Annotated in this window: 16 protein-coding genes; 8 read left to right on the top strand and 8 right to left on the bottom strand. The window is 60.7% G+C overall.

What is annotated here, in order from left to right; translation table 11 throughout:
• The 6 genes from rpmA to BFP99_RS10375 all read left to right on the top strand — a co-directional run bounded on the left by rpmA (window position 1) and on the right by BFP99_RS10375 (window position 5,267).
• Window positions 1-258, top strand: a complete 258-nt coding sequence (gene rpmA / locus BFP99_RS10400) for a 50S ribosomal protein L27 (protein WP_003176049.1) — start codon at window positions 1-3, stop codon at window positions 256-258.
• 194 nt (window positions 259-452) lie between these two features.
• Entirely contained in the window at window positions 453-1,676 is a 1,224-nt protein-coding gene (cgtA, locus tag BFP99_RS10395) for an Obg family GTPase CgtA (protein WP_015885843.1), read from the top strand.
• Window positions 1,677-1,785: 109 nt separating this feature from the next.
• Window positions 1,786-2,904, top strand: coding sequence for a glutamate 5-kinase (proB, locus tag BFP99_RS10390; protein WP_065925971.1), 1,119 nt, complete (start codon window positions 1,786-1,788; stop codon window positions 2,902-2,904).
• A 16-nt stretch (window positions 2,905-2,920) separates the two neighbouring features.
• Window positions 2,921-3,385, top strand: a complete 465-nt coding sequence (locus BFP99_RS10385; protein WP_027607650.1) for a CreA family protein — start codon at window positions 2,921-2,923, stop codon at window positions 3,383-3,385.
• 101 nt (window positions 3,386-3,486) lie between these two features.
• Entirely contained in the window at window positions 3,487-3,969 is a 483-nt protein-coding gene (locus BFP99_RS10380; RefSeq protein ID WP_065925972.1) for a glutathione peroxidase, read from the top strand.
• A 194-nt stretch (window positions 3,970-4,163) separates the two neighbouring features.
• Entirely contained in the window at window positions 4,164-5,267 is a 1,104-nt protein-coding gene (locus tag BFP99_RS10375; protein ID WP_065925973.1) for an NADH:flavin oxidoreductase, read from the top strand.
• 855 nt (window positions 5,268-6,122) lie between these two features.
• On the opposite strand, the gene BFP99_RS10370 is transcribed toward BFP99_RS10375, so the two are convergent.
• Window positions 6,123-7,301: a glycosyltransferase family 4 protein gene (locus BFP99_RS10370; RefSeq protein ID WP_065925974.1), complete on the bottom strand. Its 1,179-nt coding sequence runs from the start codon at window positions 7,299-7,301 to the stop codon at window positions 6,123-6,125.
• 54 nt (window positions 7,302-7,355) lie between these two features.
• The gene (gene cysZ, locus BFP99_RS10365; protein WP_065947209.1) at window positions 7,356-8,120 is read right to left on the bottom strand and encodes a sulfate transporter CysZ; all 765 of its coding nucleotides are present in this window, start codon (window positions 8,118-8,120) and stop codon (window positions 7,356-7,358) included.
• A 294-nt stretch (window positions 8,121-8,414) separates the two neighbouring features.
• Here cysZ and trxB point away from each other — a divergent pair, with 294 nt between their 5' ends.
• Window positions 8,415-9,377, top strand: a complete 963-nt coding sequence (trxB, locus tag BFP99_RS10360) for a thioredoxin-disulfide reductase (protein ID WP_025858049.1) — start codon at window positions 8,415-8,417, stop codon at window positions 9,375-9,377.
• A gap of 96 nt (window positions 9,378-9,473) precedes the next feature.
• Here trxB and BFP99_RS10355 read toward each other — a convergent pair whose 3' ends face one another.
• Genes BFP99_RS10355 through BFP99_RS10330 form a run of 6 tightly spaced genes read right to left on the bottom strand, consistent with a single transcriptional unit; the run spans window position 9,474 to window position 12,411 of the window.
• Window positions 9,474-9,815 carry a HopJ type III effector protein gene (locus tag BFP99_RS10355; RefSeq protein ID WP_065925976.1) on the bottom strand — a complete coding sequence of 114 codons (342 nt, stop codon included), beginning with the start codon at window positions 9,813-9,815 and terminating at the stop codon, window positions 9,474-9,476.
• A complete protein-coding gene (locus BFP99_RS10350; RefSeq protein ID WP_027607644.1) occupies window positions 9,808-10,104 on the bottom strand; it encodes a DUF1244 domain-containing protein in 297 nt (98 codons plus the stop codon). The genes BFP99_RS10355 and BFP99_RS10350 overlap by 8 nt, the downstream gene beginning before the upstream one ends.
• A gap of 23 nt (window positions 10,105-10,127) precedes the next feature.
• Complete coding sequence (folX, locus tag BFP99_RS10345; RefSeq protein ID WP_003194073.1) at window positions 10,128-10,499, bottom strand: dihydroneopterin triphosphate 2'-epimerase; 372 nt, start codon at window positions 10,497-10,499, stop codon at window positions 10,128-10,130.
• A 2-nt stretch (window positions 10,500-10,501) separates the two neighbouring features.
• A complete protein-coding gene (folE, locus tag BFP99_RS10340) occupies window positions 10,502-11,062 on the bottom strand; it encodes a GTP cyclohydrolase I FolE (protein ID WP_025858052.1) in 561 nt (186 codons plus the stop codon).
• Window positions 11,063-11,082: 20 nt separating this feature from the next.
• Entirely contained in the window at window positions 11,083-11,793 is a 711-nt protein-coding gene (gene folM / locus BFP99_RS10335) for a dihydromonapterin reductase (protein ID WP_065925977.1), read from the bottom strand.
• Between the two features lie 57 nt (window positions 11,794-11,850).
• Window positions 11,851-12,411: an antibiotic biosynthesis monooxygenase gene (locus tag BFP99_RS10330; protein ID WP_065925978.1), complete on the bottom strand. Its 561-nt coding sequence runs from the start codon at window positions 12,409-12,411 to the stop codon at window positions 11,851-11,853.
• Window positions 12,412-12,625: 214 nt separating this feature from the next.
• Between BFP99_RS10330 and BFP99_RS10325 the strand changes: the two genes are divergently transcribed.
• The gene (locus BFP99_RS10325) at window positions 12,626-13,585 is read left to right on the top strand and encodes a MerR family transcriptional regulator (RefSeq protein ID WP_065947208.1); all 960 of its coding nucleotides are present in this window, start codon (window positions 12,626-12,628) and stop codon (window positions 13,583-13,585) included.
• The last annotated feature ends 2 nt before the right edge of the window (window positions 13,586-13,587 follow it).

The following is a 13,587-nucleotide window of genomic DNA, read 5'->3' as shown; positions in this document are numbered from 1 at the left end:
ATGGCACACAAAAAAGCTGGTGGTAGTACCCGTAACGGTCGCGACTCAGAAGCCAAACGCCTTGGCGTTAAGATGTATGGCGGCCAGAAAATCATTCCGGGCAACATCATCGTGCGTCAGCGCGGCACCCAATTCCACGCCGGTTACGGTGTTGGCATGGGTAAAGATCACACCCTCTTCGCGAAAATCGAAGGCGTGATCAAGTTTGAAGTAAAAGGCGCGTTCAACCGCCGTTACGTGAGCGTTGTCGCCGCTTAATTGCGCGATCGCTGGAAAAGCCCTGTCTTGCGACGGGGCTTTTTCGTTTGTGGAGTGAGTCTCTTGCAAAGCTGTTTGTAATGGGCTCAAGCAGCTGGATTTGCGGCTGTTGATTGAGGTCCCTGCGCTCATTTTTGCAAGAGTCTTATGTCTTGGTTTCTTAAGCTCGTCCATGCGGCGAGAGGCGTTTTGTTATGAAGTTCGTTGATGAAGTTTCCATCCGAGTAAAAGCAGGCGACGGCGGTAACGGTTGCATGAGTTTCCGTCGCGAAAAATTCATCGAAAACGGTGGCCCTAACGGCGGTGACGGCGGTGACGGCGGTTCCATCTACATGATGGCCGACGAAAACCTCAACACCCTGGTCGACTACCGTTACACCCGGCACTTCGATGCCGAGCGTGGCTCCAACGGCGGCAGCACCGACTGCACCGGTAAAAAAGGCGAAGACCTGGTACTGCGTGTACCGGTCGGCACCACGATCATCGACTCCGCGACCCAGGAAGTGATTGGCGACCTGACCAAGGCCGGCCAGAAACTGATGGTTGTACAGGGCGGCTGGCACGGTCTGGGTAACACCCGATTCAAGTCCAGTACCAACCGTGCACCGCGCCAGACCACGCCGGGCAAGCCGGGCGAGCAGCGCGACCTGAAGCTGGAAATGAAAGTACTGGCTGACGTGGGCCTGCTGGGCCTGCCGAACGCCGGCAAAAGTACCTTCATCCGCTCGGTGTCGGCCGCCAAGCCGAAAGTCGCCGACTACCCGTTCACCACCCTGGTGCCAAACCTGGGCGTGGTCAGCGTCGACCGCTGGAAAAGCTTCGTGATCGCCGACATTCCCGGCCTGATCGAAGGGGCTTCCGACGGTGCTGGCCTGGGGATTCGCTTCCTCAAGCATTTGTCCCGCACCCGTTTGCTGCTGCACCTCGTCGACATGGCGCCATTGGATGACACCAGTGCACCGGACGCCGCCGAAGTGATCGTCAGCGAACTGACCAAGTTCAGCCCGGCCCTGGCCGAGCGTGATCGCTGGTTGGTGCTGAACAAGTGCGACCAGATCCTCGAGGAAGAGCACGAGGAGCGCGTCAAGGAAATCGTCGATCGCCTGGAATGGACAGGTCCGGTCTACGTGATCTCGGCGATCGCCAAAGAAGGCACCGAGCGCCTGACCCGCGACATCATGCGCTACCTGGAAGACCGTGCCGACCGTCTGGCGGCCGACCCGGTATTCAAGGCCGAACTCGCCGAACTCGATCAGCAGATCGAAGACGAGGCCCGTGCCCAGTTGCAGGCCCTGGACGACCAGCGTGCCTTGCGTCGCAGCGGCGTGAAGTCGGTCCATGATATCGGCGACGATGATTGGGACGAAGAAGACGTGGATGATGAAGACGGTCCGGAAATCATTTACGTGCGCGACTGATAGGTTGCGATAAACTCGAACGCCGCTCCCTGGAGCGGCGTTTTGGTATCCGGGTATAACGTTATGGCCAGCGCTGGGTCGCGCGGCCCTCTATCTAAGGTTGAAGATGATGCGGAGCAAAGTGACAGGTGCGCAGCGCTGGGTCGTAAAGATCGGAAGTGCGCTGCTGACGGCAGATGGCAAAGGCCTGGATCGTGCAGCCATGAGCGTCTGGGTCGAGCAGATGGTGGCCTTGCATGAGGCGGGTGTCGAGTTGGTGCTGGTGTCGTCCGGGGCGGTTGCCGCCGGGATGAGCCGCCTCGGCTGGACCGCGCGACCCAGCGCGATGCACGAACTGCAAGCCGCCGCCGCCATCGGCCAGATGGGCCTGGTGCAAGCCTGGGAATCCAGCTTTGCCGAGCATGGCCGCCACACGGCGCAGATCCTGCTGACCCACGATGACCTGTCCGACCGCAAGCGTTACCTCAACGCCCGCAGCACCTTGCGTGCGTTGGTGGAGCTTAAGGTCATCCCGGTGATCAACGAGAACGACACCGTGGTCACCGACGAGATCCGTTTCGGTGATAACGACACCCTGGCCGCGCTGGTGGCCAACCTGGTGGAGGCCGACCTGCTGGTGATCCTCACCGACCGCGACGGCATGTTCGACGCCGACCCGCGCCACAACCCCGATGCCCAACTGATCTACGAAGCGCGCGCCGATGACCCGGCGCTCGACGCCGTGGCCGGCAGCGTCGGCGGCGCCCTGGGGCGTGGCGGCATGCAGACCAAGTTGCGCGCAGCACGCCTGGCAGCACGTTCCGGGGCCCACACCATCATCGTCGGTGGGCGCCTGGAGCGTGTGCTGGATCGCCTCAAGGCGGGTGAGCGCATCGGTACGTTGCTGTCGCCCGAACGCGGCATGCTGGCGGCGCGCAAGCAATGGCTGGCCGGGCACCTGCAAACCCGCGGCACCCTGGTGCTCGACGATGGTGCGGTGTCGGCGTTGTCTCAGGGCCACAAGAGCCTGCTGCCGGTGGGCGTCAAGTTGGTGCAGGGCAGCTTCCGCCGTGGCGAGATGGTGGTGTGCGTGGCGCCCGACGGTCGTGAGATCGCCCGTGGCCTGGCCAACTACAGCGCCCTGGAAGCGCAGAAAATCATTGGACAATCGTCTGACGCGATTGTCGGACTCTTGGGTTACATGGCGGAACCGGAACTGGTTCACCGCGATAACCTGATTCTGGTCTAAACAAAGGGAATACACGATGCGCGTGATGAAGGGATTGCTCGGCCTGCTGCTGGCCCTGCCGCTGCTGGCTTCGGCCGAAGAAGTTGGCCAGGTGTCGACGGTGTTCAAGTTCGTCGGCCCCAACGACCGGATTGTGGTCGAAGCGTTCGATGACCCCAAGGTCGACGGCGTGACCTGCTATTTGTCACGCGCCAAGACCGGCGGCGTGAAAGGTGGCCTGGGCTTGGCCGAAGACCGTGCCGAAGCCTCGATCGCCTGCCGTCAGGTCGGCCCGATTCGCTTCAAGGGCGAGCTCAAGGACGGCGACGAAGTGTTCAAGGAGCGCACCTCGCTGGTGTTCAAGACCATGCAGGTGGTGCGTTTCCTCGACAAGAAGCGCAATACCCTGGTGTACCTGGTCTACAGTGACCGCTTGATCGAAGGCAGCCCGCAGAACGCGGTGACGGCGATTCCTATTCTGCCGTGGCCGACCGCTCAGTAATCCGCAGGCAAGTTTTGCAATCGGCGTCTATGATTGCAGGCTTGCGGGTTGTAATCTCGAAGCGCTGCTTTGCTAAGAACATGGGAAATCTGGAGTTCGTCATGAGTGCTTTCCACGACCTGAAACTCAAAGCTTTGGACGGACAAGAGCTGCCGCTGGCGCCCTTCAAGGGGCACGTTGTGCTGGTGGTCAACGTAGCCTCCAAGTGTGGCCTGACCCCGCAATACGCTGCGCTGGAAAACCTTTATCAGCAGTACAAGGACCAGGGATTTACCGTGCTTGGCCTGCCGTGCAACCAGTTTGCAGGCCAGGAACCGGGTACCGAGGAAGAAATCCGCGAGTTCTGTAGCCTGAACTACGGCGTGACCTTCCCCCTGGGCAGCAAGCTCGATGTGAACGGCCCTGAGCGTCACCAGCTGTACCGTTTGCTGGCGGGCGAGGGCGCCGAGTTTCCAGGGGATATCACCTGGAATTTCGAGAAATTCCTGCTGGGCAAGGATGGCCGGGTCCTCGCGCGTTTCTCGCCGCGCACCGCACCGGATGATCCAACGGTCGTGCAGGCTATCGAAAAAGCCCTGAATTGAGCACCTGTCGGTGCAGCTTCAAGTTGTAAGCTTGAAGCTGCAAGTAGAAGCACATGCGCGGCTCTTGCAGCTTTAAGCTTGCAGCTGGCCGCTGCTTTCATACCCCTTAATCACCCAAATCAATAGTGCTATTCGGCACGCTGCACTCCTCATATTATCCGCATCATAAACCTCGTCTTCCGCGGAGTGCTCCCATGCCTGTCCAAGCCTTGTTCAAACCGTTCCAGCTCGGTGCACTGCAGCTGTCGACCCGTGTGGTCATGGCGCCGATGACCCGTTCGTTTTCCCCAGGTGGCGTGCCTGATTCCAAGGTCATCGAGTACTACCGCCGCCGTGCCGCTGCCGGCGTGGGCCTGATCATTACCGAAGGCACCGTGGTTGGTCACCCAGCCTCCAATGGCTACCCGAATGTCCCGCATTTCTACGGCGAGGCGGCGCTGGCCGGCTGGAAGAAGGTCGTCGATGCCGTGCACGCCGAAGGTGGCAAGATTGTCCCGCAGCTCTGGCACGTGGGCAGTGTGCGCCGCATCGGTACCGAGCCTGACGCCAGTGTGCCGGCCTACGGCCCGATGGAAAAACTCAAGGATGGCAACGTGGTCGTCCACGGCATGACCACCCAGGACATCAAGGATGTCATTGCCGCGTTCGCCCAAGCCGCCAAGGATGCCCAGGGCATCGGCATGGACGGCGTGGAAATCCATGGCGCCCACGGCTATCTGGTCGACCAGTTCTTCTGGGAAGGCAGCAACCAGCGCACCGACGAATACGGCGGCAGCCTGGCCAACCGTTCGCGCTTTGCCATCGAGTTGATCCAGGCCACCCGCGCCGCCGTCGGCCCGGACTTCCCGATCATCTTGCGTTTCTCCCAGTGGAAGCAGCAGGACTACACCGCACGCCTGGTGCAAACCCCCGAGGCCTTGGGTGAATTCCTCAAGCCGTTGTCTGATGCCGGTGTGGATATTTTCCACTGCTCCACCCGTCGTTTCTGGGAGCCGGAGTTCGAAGGTTCCGACCTCAACCTCGCCGGCTGGACCCGCCAACTCACGGGCAAACCGACGATCACCGTGGGCAGTGTCGGCCTGGATGGCGAATTCCTGCAGTTCATGGTCAACACCGACAAGGTTGCCCAACCGGCCAGTCTGGAAAAGCTGCTGGAGCGCTTGAACAACGACGAGTTCGACCTGGTCGCTGTTGGCCGTGCGCTGCTGGTGGATCCGGATTGGGCCGTGAAGGTGCGTGAAGGTCGTGAAGGCGACATTCTGCCGTTCAGTCGCGAGGCGTTGACGACCCTGGTGTAGGGGGGAGCCCAGGCCTGCGTTCACTATCGACGGCTGAGCGTGAGGGTTTAGCTGTTTCAGGCGAAAGGCTGGGTATTGAATACCCGGCCTTCCGCTTGTGTTCAGGCCATCATTCGCCTCAATGCTTATTGCCTTGTCCTTGGTCCATATGGATTAAAGCTAGAAGTGCTGTCCGTCTGGTCGGAACGTGCCCATTGAGGTGGCCTGACGGAACATTGCTCCTGGTTTGGGCGCGTACCCCCAGGTAGTGGAAGGCGGTCAGTGGGCCGCGGGCGTTGCCAGTCGTTCTGCGCCGGCTGCCAGGCGTTTTGCGAGTGTGTGGACTGTGGGCGGTTGTCATGGTTGTGCGGTGGGCGTTGCCAGTCGTTCTGCGCCGGCCGCCAGGCGTTTTGCGGGCGTGTGGACTGCGGGCGGTTGTCATGGTTGTGCGATGGGTGTTGCCAGTCATTCTGCGCCGTTTGCCAGTTGTTTTGCGGGCGCGAAGGTTGCGGGCGGTTCCAGCCAGTGTTTGCGTGGTTCTGGTGGTTTTGACCGCTTCCGGATGGGGATGCCCATGCGGAGGGGTTGAATGGTTGGAATCTCAGCGCCATTGATCCATTTATCAGTGTCGACATAGTGCTCTCTATTAGTTTTTCAGCATGAATGACCTGCCTCGTTCGAGTGTGTTTCACAGGGACACACCCCCTCTTACGGCAGGTGTCATATCAGTGGTGATAATTCGTTCGACGTTCCGGAAATATCCTGTTGTGGCGTGCCGATTCAGGCAGTCCCAAGCAGGGATTCCTACCGTTGAAACCAATATTCAAGGGGTAGGCAGGCAGGACCGGGAATTGGCCTACGTCATTCGTAGAGGGTTCAACGAATGTCAGGCAGTGTTGGAGCTGCCAAATGTTCTGCGCACACATCGCGTAACTGGTTCTCGAACTGCTCGATAATCGCCGGCCAGCCCTGGCGGCTCGCATGTTGGCGTGCATTGAGGCGGGCCCTGCGCAAATGTTCGCTGTCTTCCAGCAACCATCTGGCCGCATCGCAAAACGCGTCCTCATCACCCGGCATGGCCAGCACACCGTTGTAACCATGGCGGATATGCTGGGTCGCCGCCGCCTGGTCGTACGCCACCACACCCAGCCCGGAGGCCATGGCCTCGAGCACCACATTGCCGAAGGTTTCGGTCAGGCTGGGGAACAGGAACACATCCCCGGATGCGTAATGCCGCGCCAGTTCTTCGCCGCGCTGGGTGCCACAGAACACCGCGTCGGGCAGGTCGCGCTCGAGCATCGGGCGTTGCGGGCCATCGCCGACGATGATCAGTTTCAGCCGACGCTGTGGATAAGTTGCCTGCAGCGCGTCAAAGCAGCGCTTGAGCAGCCCGAGGTTTTTCTCCTGGGCCAGGCGCCCCACGTGCAGTACGGCAATATCGTCGTTTTCCAGGCCCCAGCTTTCCCGTAGTGCGTTGTCACGCTTGGCCGGGTGGAATAATTGGCTGTCCACCCCGCGCGCCAGCATCCCCAGTCGCTCGAAATGCCGGCGCTCCAGTTCCAGGCGTTGGCTGGCGCTGGGCACCAGGGTCAAGGTCGAACGGTTATGAAACCAACGCAGGTAGTGCGTAACCATGCGGCTTAACAGGCTTAGGCCGTACTGGTTGGAGTACTGCTGGAAATTGGTGTGAAAACCGCTGACCACGCTGATTCCCAGGCGCCGCGCCGCCCGCAGCGCCGACAGCCCCAGCGGGCCCTCGGTGGCGATGTAGAGCACGTCGGGGCGCTGGCGTGTCCAGCGGCGCAGCAACTTGTGCATCGACGACTGGCCCCATTGCAGGCCTGGGTAACCCGGCAGCGGCCAGCCACGGCAGAGCAGCAAGCCATCATCGCTGGGCCGGCTTGCATCGGCGCCCTGGCGCGGGCGAACCAGTTCAACTTGATGGCCACGCGCGCGCAAACCTTCGCACAGGCGGCCAAGGGTATTGGCCACCCCGTTGATCTCTGGCGGGAAGGTTTCGGTGATGAGAGTGATGTGGAGCGAAGCTGTCGTCATGACCCACAGTGTCGCCGTGGGCCATGTCGCCATTGTGTCATGCAGATGATGGATTTATGACTTGGCCACTTTCGGCGTCGCCATGGCCTCGGCGCCCTGTTCGCGCACCCAGAACAAGGTCGCCCCGGCCACTGCCGCCGGCATCATCAACAGGTTGACCACCGGCACCAGCAGCACCAGGTAGACGATGCCGCCGAAGCTCATGCTCTGCCAGCGCTTCTGGCGCAGCCAGGCGAGCATTTCGTTCCAGCCCAGCTTGTGGTTATCGGCCGGGTAGTCGATGTATTGGATCGCCATCATCCACACGCCGAACAGCAACCACAGTGGCGCGGCGATCAGGTTGACCACCGGAATGAACGACAGGATAAACAGGCCGATGGCCCGTGGCAGGAAGTAGCCCAGCTTGCGCATTTCCCGGGCCAGGGTACGCGGAACCATTTCAATCAGTTCGCCCCAGCTGAAGGCCGGGAAGTCATCGGTACCCCGTACCACCACTTCGACTTTCTCGGAAAGAAAGCCGTTGAACGGTGCCGCGATGATATTGGCGAGCATGGTGAAGGTGAAAAACACCATCAGCACCACCAGCACCACAAACAGCGGCCATAGCAGGTAATTCAGAAAGCTCAGCCAGCCGGGCAGGGTCGGCATCAAGTGGTCGACCCACAGGCTGAACTGATGGCCGGCAAAGTAGATCAAGCCGATGAACAGCACCAGGTTGATCGCCAGCGGCAGCAACACAAACAGGCGCAGGCCGGGGCTCAGCACCAGTTTGAGGCCTTCACGCAGGTATTGCGGGCCGGAAAGAACAGGGGCGGGCATGGAGAACTCCGAGCAGGATGACGAACGCGCCGACCTTACCGGCTTTGCCTTCAAGGCGAAAGCGTGGTCGGTGTGACGACATCAACGGTAACAAAGGCGTCGATTAATCGGCCTGACTGCATAGAGACCGCCTATGAGCTGGATTGTTATTCCGTATTTCCTTAATCTTGCCCCCCTCGATACGCTGCACCCATTATTTTTCAGGGCCTGCGAGTTAAAGCCTTCCCCAAGTGCTTCGTGGTCCCTTTTTTATTCCAGCCGTCTTGTAGTCCGGGCGGTCGATAGGAGTGAGTCATGTCTGATACCCGTCATTCGCGAGTGATTATTCTCGGTTCCGGCCCTGCCGGTTACAGCGCTGCCGTCTACGCTGCCCGGGCCAACCTCAAGCCGCTGCTGATCACCGGCATGCAGGCGGGCGGTCAGTTGACCACCACCACTGAAGTCGACAACTGGCCGGGCGATGTCCACGGCCTGACCGGTCCGGTGCTGATGGAACGTATGAAAGAACACGCCGAGCGCTTTGAAACCGAGATCGTGTTTGATCACATCAACAAGGTCGACTTCTCGAAAAAACCTTACAGCCTGACCGGCGACAGCGGCGTCTACACCTGCGACGCACTGATCATCGCCACTGGCGCCAGCGCTCGTTACCTGGGCTTGCCATCGGAAGAAGCGTTCATGGGCAAGGGCGTTTCCGCTTGCGCCACCTGTGACGGGTTCTTCTACCGCAACAAGCCGGTCGCCGTGGTCGGTGGCGGCAACACGGCCGTGGAAGAGGCGCTGTACCTGGCCAACATCGCCAGCACCGTGACCCTGGTTCACCGTCGCGAGACGTTCCGCGCCGAGAAGATCCTGATCGACAAGCTGCACGCCCGTGTCGCCGAAGGCAAGATCATCCTCAAGCTCAACGCCACCCTGGATGAAGTCCTGGGCGACAACATGGGTGTGACCGGTGCTCGCCTGAAAAACAACGACGGCAGCTTCGACGAGCTGAAAGTCGACGGCGTGTTCATCGCCATCGGCCACACCCCGAACACATCGTTGTTCGAAGGCGTGCTGGAAGCCAAAGACGGTTACCTGGTGGTGCAAGGCGGTCGTGAAGGCAACGCCACCGCGACCAACATCGAAGGCATCTTCGCTGCCGGCGACGTGGCCGACCACGTCTACCGCCAGGCCATCACCTCGGCCGGCGCCGGTTGCATGGCGGCCCTGGACGCCGAGCGTTACCTCGACGGTTTGAAGGACGCTGCGTTCTAAATTGTTGAAATAAAAAAACCGGCAGCGAGGCCGGTTTTTTTATGGGTGCAATTTAAATCTGGGAGGGACAAGCCCTCTCTCACATTTGCATCTGACTCAGGATTTGCGGGTCAGTGGCTGGGCGGCGAATTTCACACCTGCCAACCCATGGGCAATCAACGCGCGGATATTGCCATGGTCACTGCCCTCAGGCGTGGCCACCACCGAGCGGTAATGCTCGCCAAACGCCAGCAGCGCTTCCTGGTCGCTCAAGCCTTCCAGCAGCGCCAGGCCCAAGGTCTTGCACGAACCTTCGTTCTGCCCGGCAGCGTTTTCCACATCGCCGTTGGTGAAGGCCTGCGGCTGGTAATCGTAACCGGCAGCGACAAACGCCAGGGTGTCGGCAAAAACGTGTGCGCCGCTGTCGAGGCTGGCGCGCAGGGTGTTCAAATCAGTCATGGGTCTTTCCTTTGGCGAACGCCGCCTGTTGTTCGGCGCTGGCTTCTTGCTGGTATTGGGCTTTCCACTCGGCGTACGGCATGCCGTACACCACTTCACGGGCGTCATCGAGGCTCAGCTCGATCTGGCGCTCGTCGGCCTCGGCCTTGTACCACTTGGACAGGCAGTTACGGCAGAAACCGGCGAGGTTCATCAGGTCGATGTTCTGCACATCCTTGCGGCTGTCCAGATGCGCCACCAGCCGGCGGAAGGCGGCGGCTTCGAGTTCGAGGCGTTGTTGATCGTTCATAGGGCTCACTGACAATTCAGGGGTTAGCGGCTGGCCGCCAGGGTAATCGACACCGACTCGGCAAAGCGCAGCGCATGGGGCTTGTCCACTTCGACTTCGGCGTACAGCACCGATTCGTTGCTCATCACCAGGTCCAGCAGTTCCTGGGTCAGGCGCTCCAGCAAGGCAAAGCGGTTGCCTTCCACGTGGGCGATGATGGCCTTGGTGATGGTGCGGTAGTTCAGCGCGTGGTCGATGTCGTTGTCGCGCACGGCTTCCTGGGCGGCATACAGGATGGTCAGGTTGATCAGCACATCCTGCTTGTTGAGGATTTCGTCCTCATTGATACCGATGAAGGTGCGCAGGCACAGGTCCTTGACCCGGATGCGCGCCATGCCTGGTTGAAGTTGTGGCATTGCTACTTGCTCCGTCCAATCAGTTGCAGGAACTCCATGCGCGTGGTGTTCGACTCGCGGAACGCGCCGAGCATCACCGAGGTGTTCATGGTTGAATTCTGTTTTTCCACGCCGCGCATCATCATGCACATGTGCTTGGCTTCGATCACCACGGCCACACCGGCGGCCTGGGTCACGTCCTGGATGGCGTCGGCGATTTGCCGGGTGAGGTTTTCCTGGATCTGCAGGCGCCGGGCGAACATGTCGACGATACGCGCCAGCTTCGACAGGCCCAGCACCTTGCCGGTCGGAATATAGGCCACGTGGGCCTTGCCGATAAAGGGCAGCAGGTGATGCTCGCACAGCGAATACAGCTCGATGTCCTTGAGGATCACCATCTCGTCGTTGTCGGAGGCGAACAGTGCGCCATTGACGATTTCCTCGAGGTTCTGTTCATAGCCATGACACAGGTACTGCATGGCCTTGGCGGCACGCTTGGGGGTGTCGAGCAAGCCTTCGCGTTCCGGGTCTTCGCCCAGGCCCTTGAGGATCTCGCGGTAATGGTGGGGCAGAGATAAGGTCATACAACATCCTCACAAACGGCTTACTTGATATGCCGCCCGCCGTTGACGGTCAGGGTGGTACCGGTGACATAGGGGTTGTCCAGCAGGTAACGCACACTCTGGTAGATCACCTCGGGACCAGGCTCGATGCCCAGGGCCGACTTGGCCAGCACCTTGGTGCGATAGGCCGCGTCGTCGCCTTCGTTGAACATCACCATCGCCGGGGCGATGCCGTTGACCTTGATCAGCGGCGCAAACTGCGTGGCGAACGACAGCGTGAGGCTCTCGAGCCCGGCCTTGGTGGCGCAGTAGGCGATGTGCTGGCGGCTGCCCTTGCGCACCACGTCATCGCTGATATGCACGATGTCGGCAGGTGTCGAGCGTTGCAGCAAGGGTGAACAATGCAGGTTGATCAGGTACGGCGCAAGCATGTGCACGCTGAACATGTCGGTAAAGGCACGGCTTTCGTCGCCCGGCGCCTCTGCGACCCAGGCCGAAGCGTTGTGGATGATCGCACGCAGGCTTTGGGTTTGGCTGTTCAGTTCAGCGATAAACGCGAGAATTCCGGCTTCGGTGGAGAAGTCGGCAAACACGCCGACTGCGCCACGCTCACGCAGGGCCTGCACGCCGGGGCGTTCGCTGCGGTAGCTGAAAATCACCGGCTGGCCTTCGTCCAGCAGGCGCTCGGCGCAATGCAGGCCGACGCGCTGGCCGGCGCCGGTGATCAGGATCGGGGCGTTCGTTGCAGTCATGGGAGGCTCGCGTCGCTGGCAGGCGCAAATCATACCAGCGACGGGCCGCCCCTGTACTCACGCCGCCGCTTCGGAGGCCTTGCGCGGGGCTGGCGCTGGGTGCAGCCAGTTCGCCAGCAGGTGGGTCGACAGCGGAATGAACCAGTACACCATCAAGGGCGTGAGTGCCATTGTGCTGACCAGCACACGTGGCCCCAGTTCGAATTCACTGAGCAGCGGCCCCAGGACGAAGTTGAACAGCAGCGACACCGGGAAAAACGCCAGCCAGATCGCCACCGCCTGCTTCCAGCGTGGCGGACGCGCACCCGCTGCGCCAAACCAGCCATCGATGCCCCGTACACGGTGCTCGGACGGGTCGGCGAACAAATCGCTGCCACGGCTCAACCACGCACTGCGTGAGGCGGAAAACTCCCAGGCGTGCAGGGTCTTCTCATCGGCGAAGCGGAAAATGATCTGGAATTCATCGTCATTGGGCGGTGGGGCCAGCACGCCGGAGCCCAGGTAACCGGGGAAGTCGGTGGCCAATTGCTCGCCTTCGCGCAGCCAGGCCATCAGTTCTTTATAGCGCCCTTTGGCCACGCGGCGCGCAACCATCAAGGTGACGGGAGAGGTAGACATTGTGTATCTCCAAATGTACGGGTGCACTGGACCGTGTAGGTGGCGCACAGACGAAGCTGCGGGGTGTTGCAGCGACGTGTAAAAAGCAGGCAAGGATTATTCCTGTTTTACCCGAATACACCAGCGACATTGGTCCGAAAAGCGGGAAACTTGAAAAAGACAGGTGTAAAGGGGTTAAATGAGCGCCCAGTTAACGTTGGTTTTTTGGTCAAAAATGCCCGTGATTACTGCTCCGCTTGAAAGTGTTTCGCATCTGGATTCCACTGATTCCGATGAGCTGTTTCCGATCCGTGAAGTCTCGAGATTGACAGGCGTCAACCCGGTCACCCTGCGTGCCTGGGAGCGCCGTTATGGGCTGATACAGCCCACGCGCACCGAAAGTGGGCATCGCCTCTATTCCAAGGCCGATATACAGACAGTCCATCGTATTCTCGATTGGATCGAGCGCGGCGTCGCCGTGAGCAAAGTGGGCAAGATCCTCGCTCGCGACGATCAGCAGGCCGAAGCCGTTCGTGCGCAGCGCGATGCGGTCGAGGAAAGCGAATGGCCGCAGTGGCAGGCGCGGTTGATGCAGGCCGTCAGCGACTTCGACGACCGTCAGCTGGAGCGTGTGTATGGGCAGGTCCTGGCGACCTACCCACTCGACGTGGTGTTCCAGGACATTCTGATGCCCCTGTGGAATGAGCTGTTGCGTCATCAGGGGCGTTTTGGCCAGGCCAGCGAGTGGCTGTTCTTCGACAACTTCCTGCGAGTACGTGCCTTGGAGCGCCTGCAACTGGCGTGTGCTTCACCCGTGCCGCGGGTATTGCTGGCGGCCATGGCGGGTGAGTGCCGCAAGTTGGAGTTGCTGGTGGCGGCGCTCCTGATGAGCCGGGATGACCTGGCCGTGAAAGTGCTGGGCATGGGACAGCCGTTTGACGAGTTGACGCTGGTCTGCGAGAAGACTCACCCACAGGCGCTGATCCTCTTTTCCAATTACTCGCATAACCATGATCTTGCGGGGCGCTTGAACCGCTTGGCGTTGACCCTGGATTGCCCGCTGCTGCTTGCAGGTGCGGCGTCGGATCTTGCCGAGGACGGCCTGGCCGGCACGTCCCTCGGCTGCCTGGGCAATGAAGGTCGCTTGATGCGGCGGCGCTTGCAACAGTTTCTCAGCGGCGGGCTGGATACCTGATT

It is taken from the genome of Pseudomonas sp. 1 R 17, assembly GCF_900067035.1.
Lineage (GTDB): Bacteria > Pseudomonadota > Gammaproteobacteria > Pseudomonadales > Pseudomonadaceae > Aquipseudomonas > Aquipseudomonas marginalis.
This window is presented reverse-complemented; position numbering and strand designations above follow the sequence as displayed.

Coding starts and splice junctions, on each gene's coding strand:
- rpmA (WP_003176049.1), top strand. CDS start 1: ATGGCACACAAAAAAGCTGGTGGTAGTACCCGTAACGGTCGCGACTCA.
- cgtA (WP_015885843.1), top strand. CDS start 453: ATGAAGTTCGTTGATGAAGTTTCCATCCGAGTAAAAGCAGGCGACGGC.
- proB (WP_065925971.1), top strand. CDS start 1,786: ATGCGGAGCAAAGTGACAGGTGCGCAGCGCTGGGTCGTAAAGATCGGA.
- BFP99_RS10385 (WP_027607650.1), top strand. CDS start 2,921: ATGCGCGTGATGAAGGGATTGCTCGGCCTGCTGCTGGCCCTGCCGCTG.
- BFP99_RS10380 (WP_065925972.1), top strand. CDS start 3,487: ATGAGTGCTTTCCACGACCTGAAACTCAAAGCTTTGGACGGACAAGAG.
- BFP99_RS10375 (WP_065925973.1), top strand. CDS start 4,164: ATGCCTGTCCAAGCCTTGTTCAAACCGTTCCAGCTCGGTGCACTGCAG.
- BFP99_RS10370 (WP_065925974.1), bottom strand. CDS start 7,301: ATGACGACAGCTTCGCTCCACATCACTCTCATCACCGAAACCTTCCCG.
- cysZ (WP_065947209.1), bottom strand. CDS start 8,120: ATGCCCGCCCCTGTTCTTTCCGGCCCGCAATACCTGCGTGAAGGCCTC.
- trxB (WP_025858049.1), top strand. CDS start 8,415: ATGTCTGATACCCGTCATTCGCGAGTGATTATTCTCGGTTCCGGCCCT.
- BFP99_RS10355 (WP_065925976.1), bottom strand. CDS start 9,815: ATGACTGATTTGAACACCCTGCGCGCCAGCCTCGACAGCGGCGCACAC.
- BFP99_RS10350 (WP_027607644.1), bottom strand. CDS start 10,104: ATGAACGATCAACAACGCCTCGAACTCGAAGCCGCCGCCTTCCGCCGG.
- folX (WP_003194073.1), bottom strand. CDS start 10,499: ATGCCACAACTTCAACCAGGCATGGCGCGCATCCGGGTCAAGGACCTG.
- folE (WP_025858052.1), bottom strand. CDS start 11,062: ATGACCTTATCTCTGCCCCACCATTACCGCGAGATCCTCAAGGGCCTG.
- folM (WP_065925977.1), bottom strand. CDS start 11,793: ATGACTGCAACGAACGCCCCGATCCTGATCACCGGCGCCGGCCAGCGC.
- BFP99_RS10330 (WP_065925978.1), bottom strand. CDS start 12,411: ATGTCTACCTCTCCCGTCACCTTGATGGTTGCGCGCCGCGTGGCCAAA.
- BFP99_RS10325 (WP_065947208.1), top strand. CDS start 12,626: ATGCCCGTGATTACTGCTCCGCTTGAAAGTGTTTCGCATCTGGATTCC.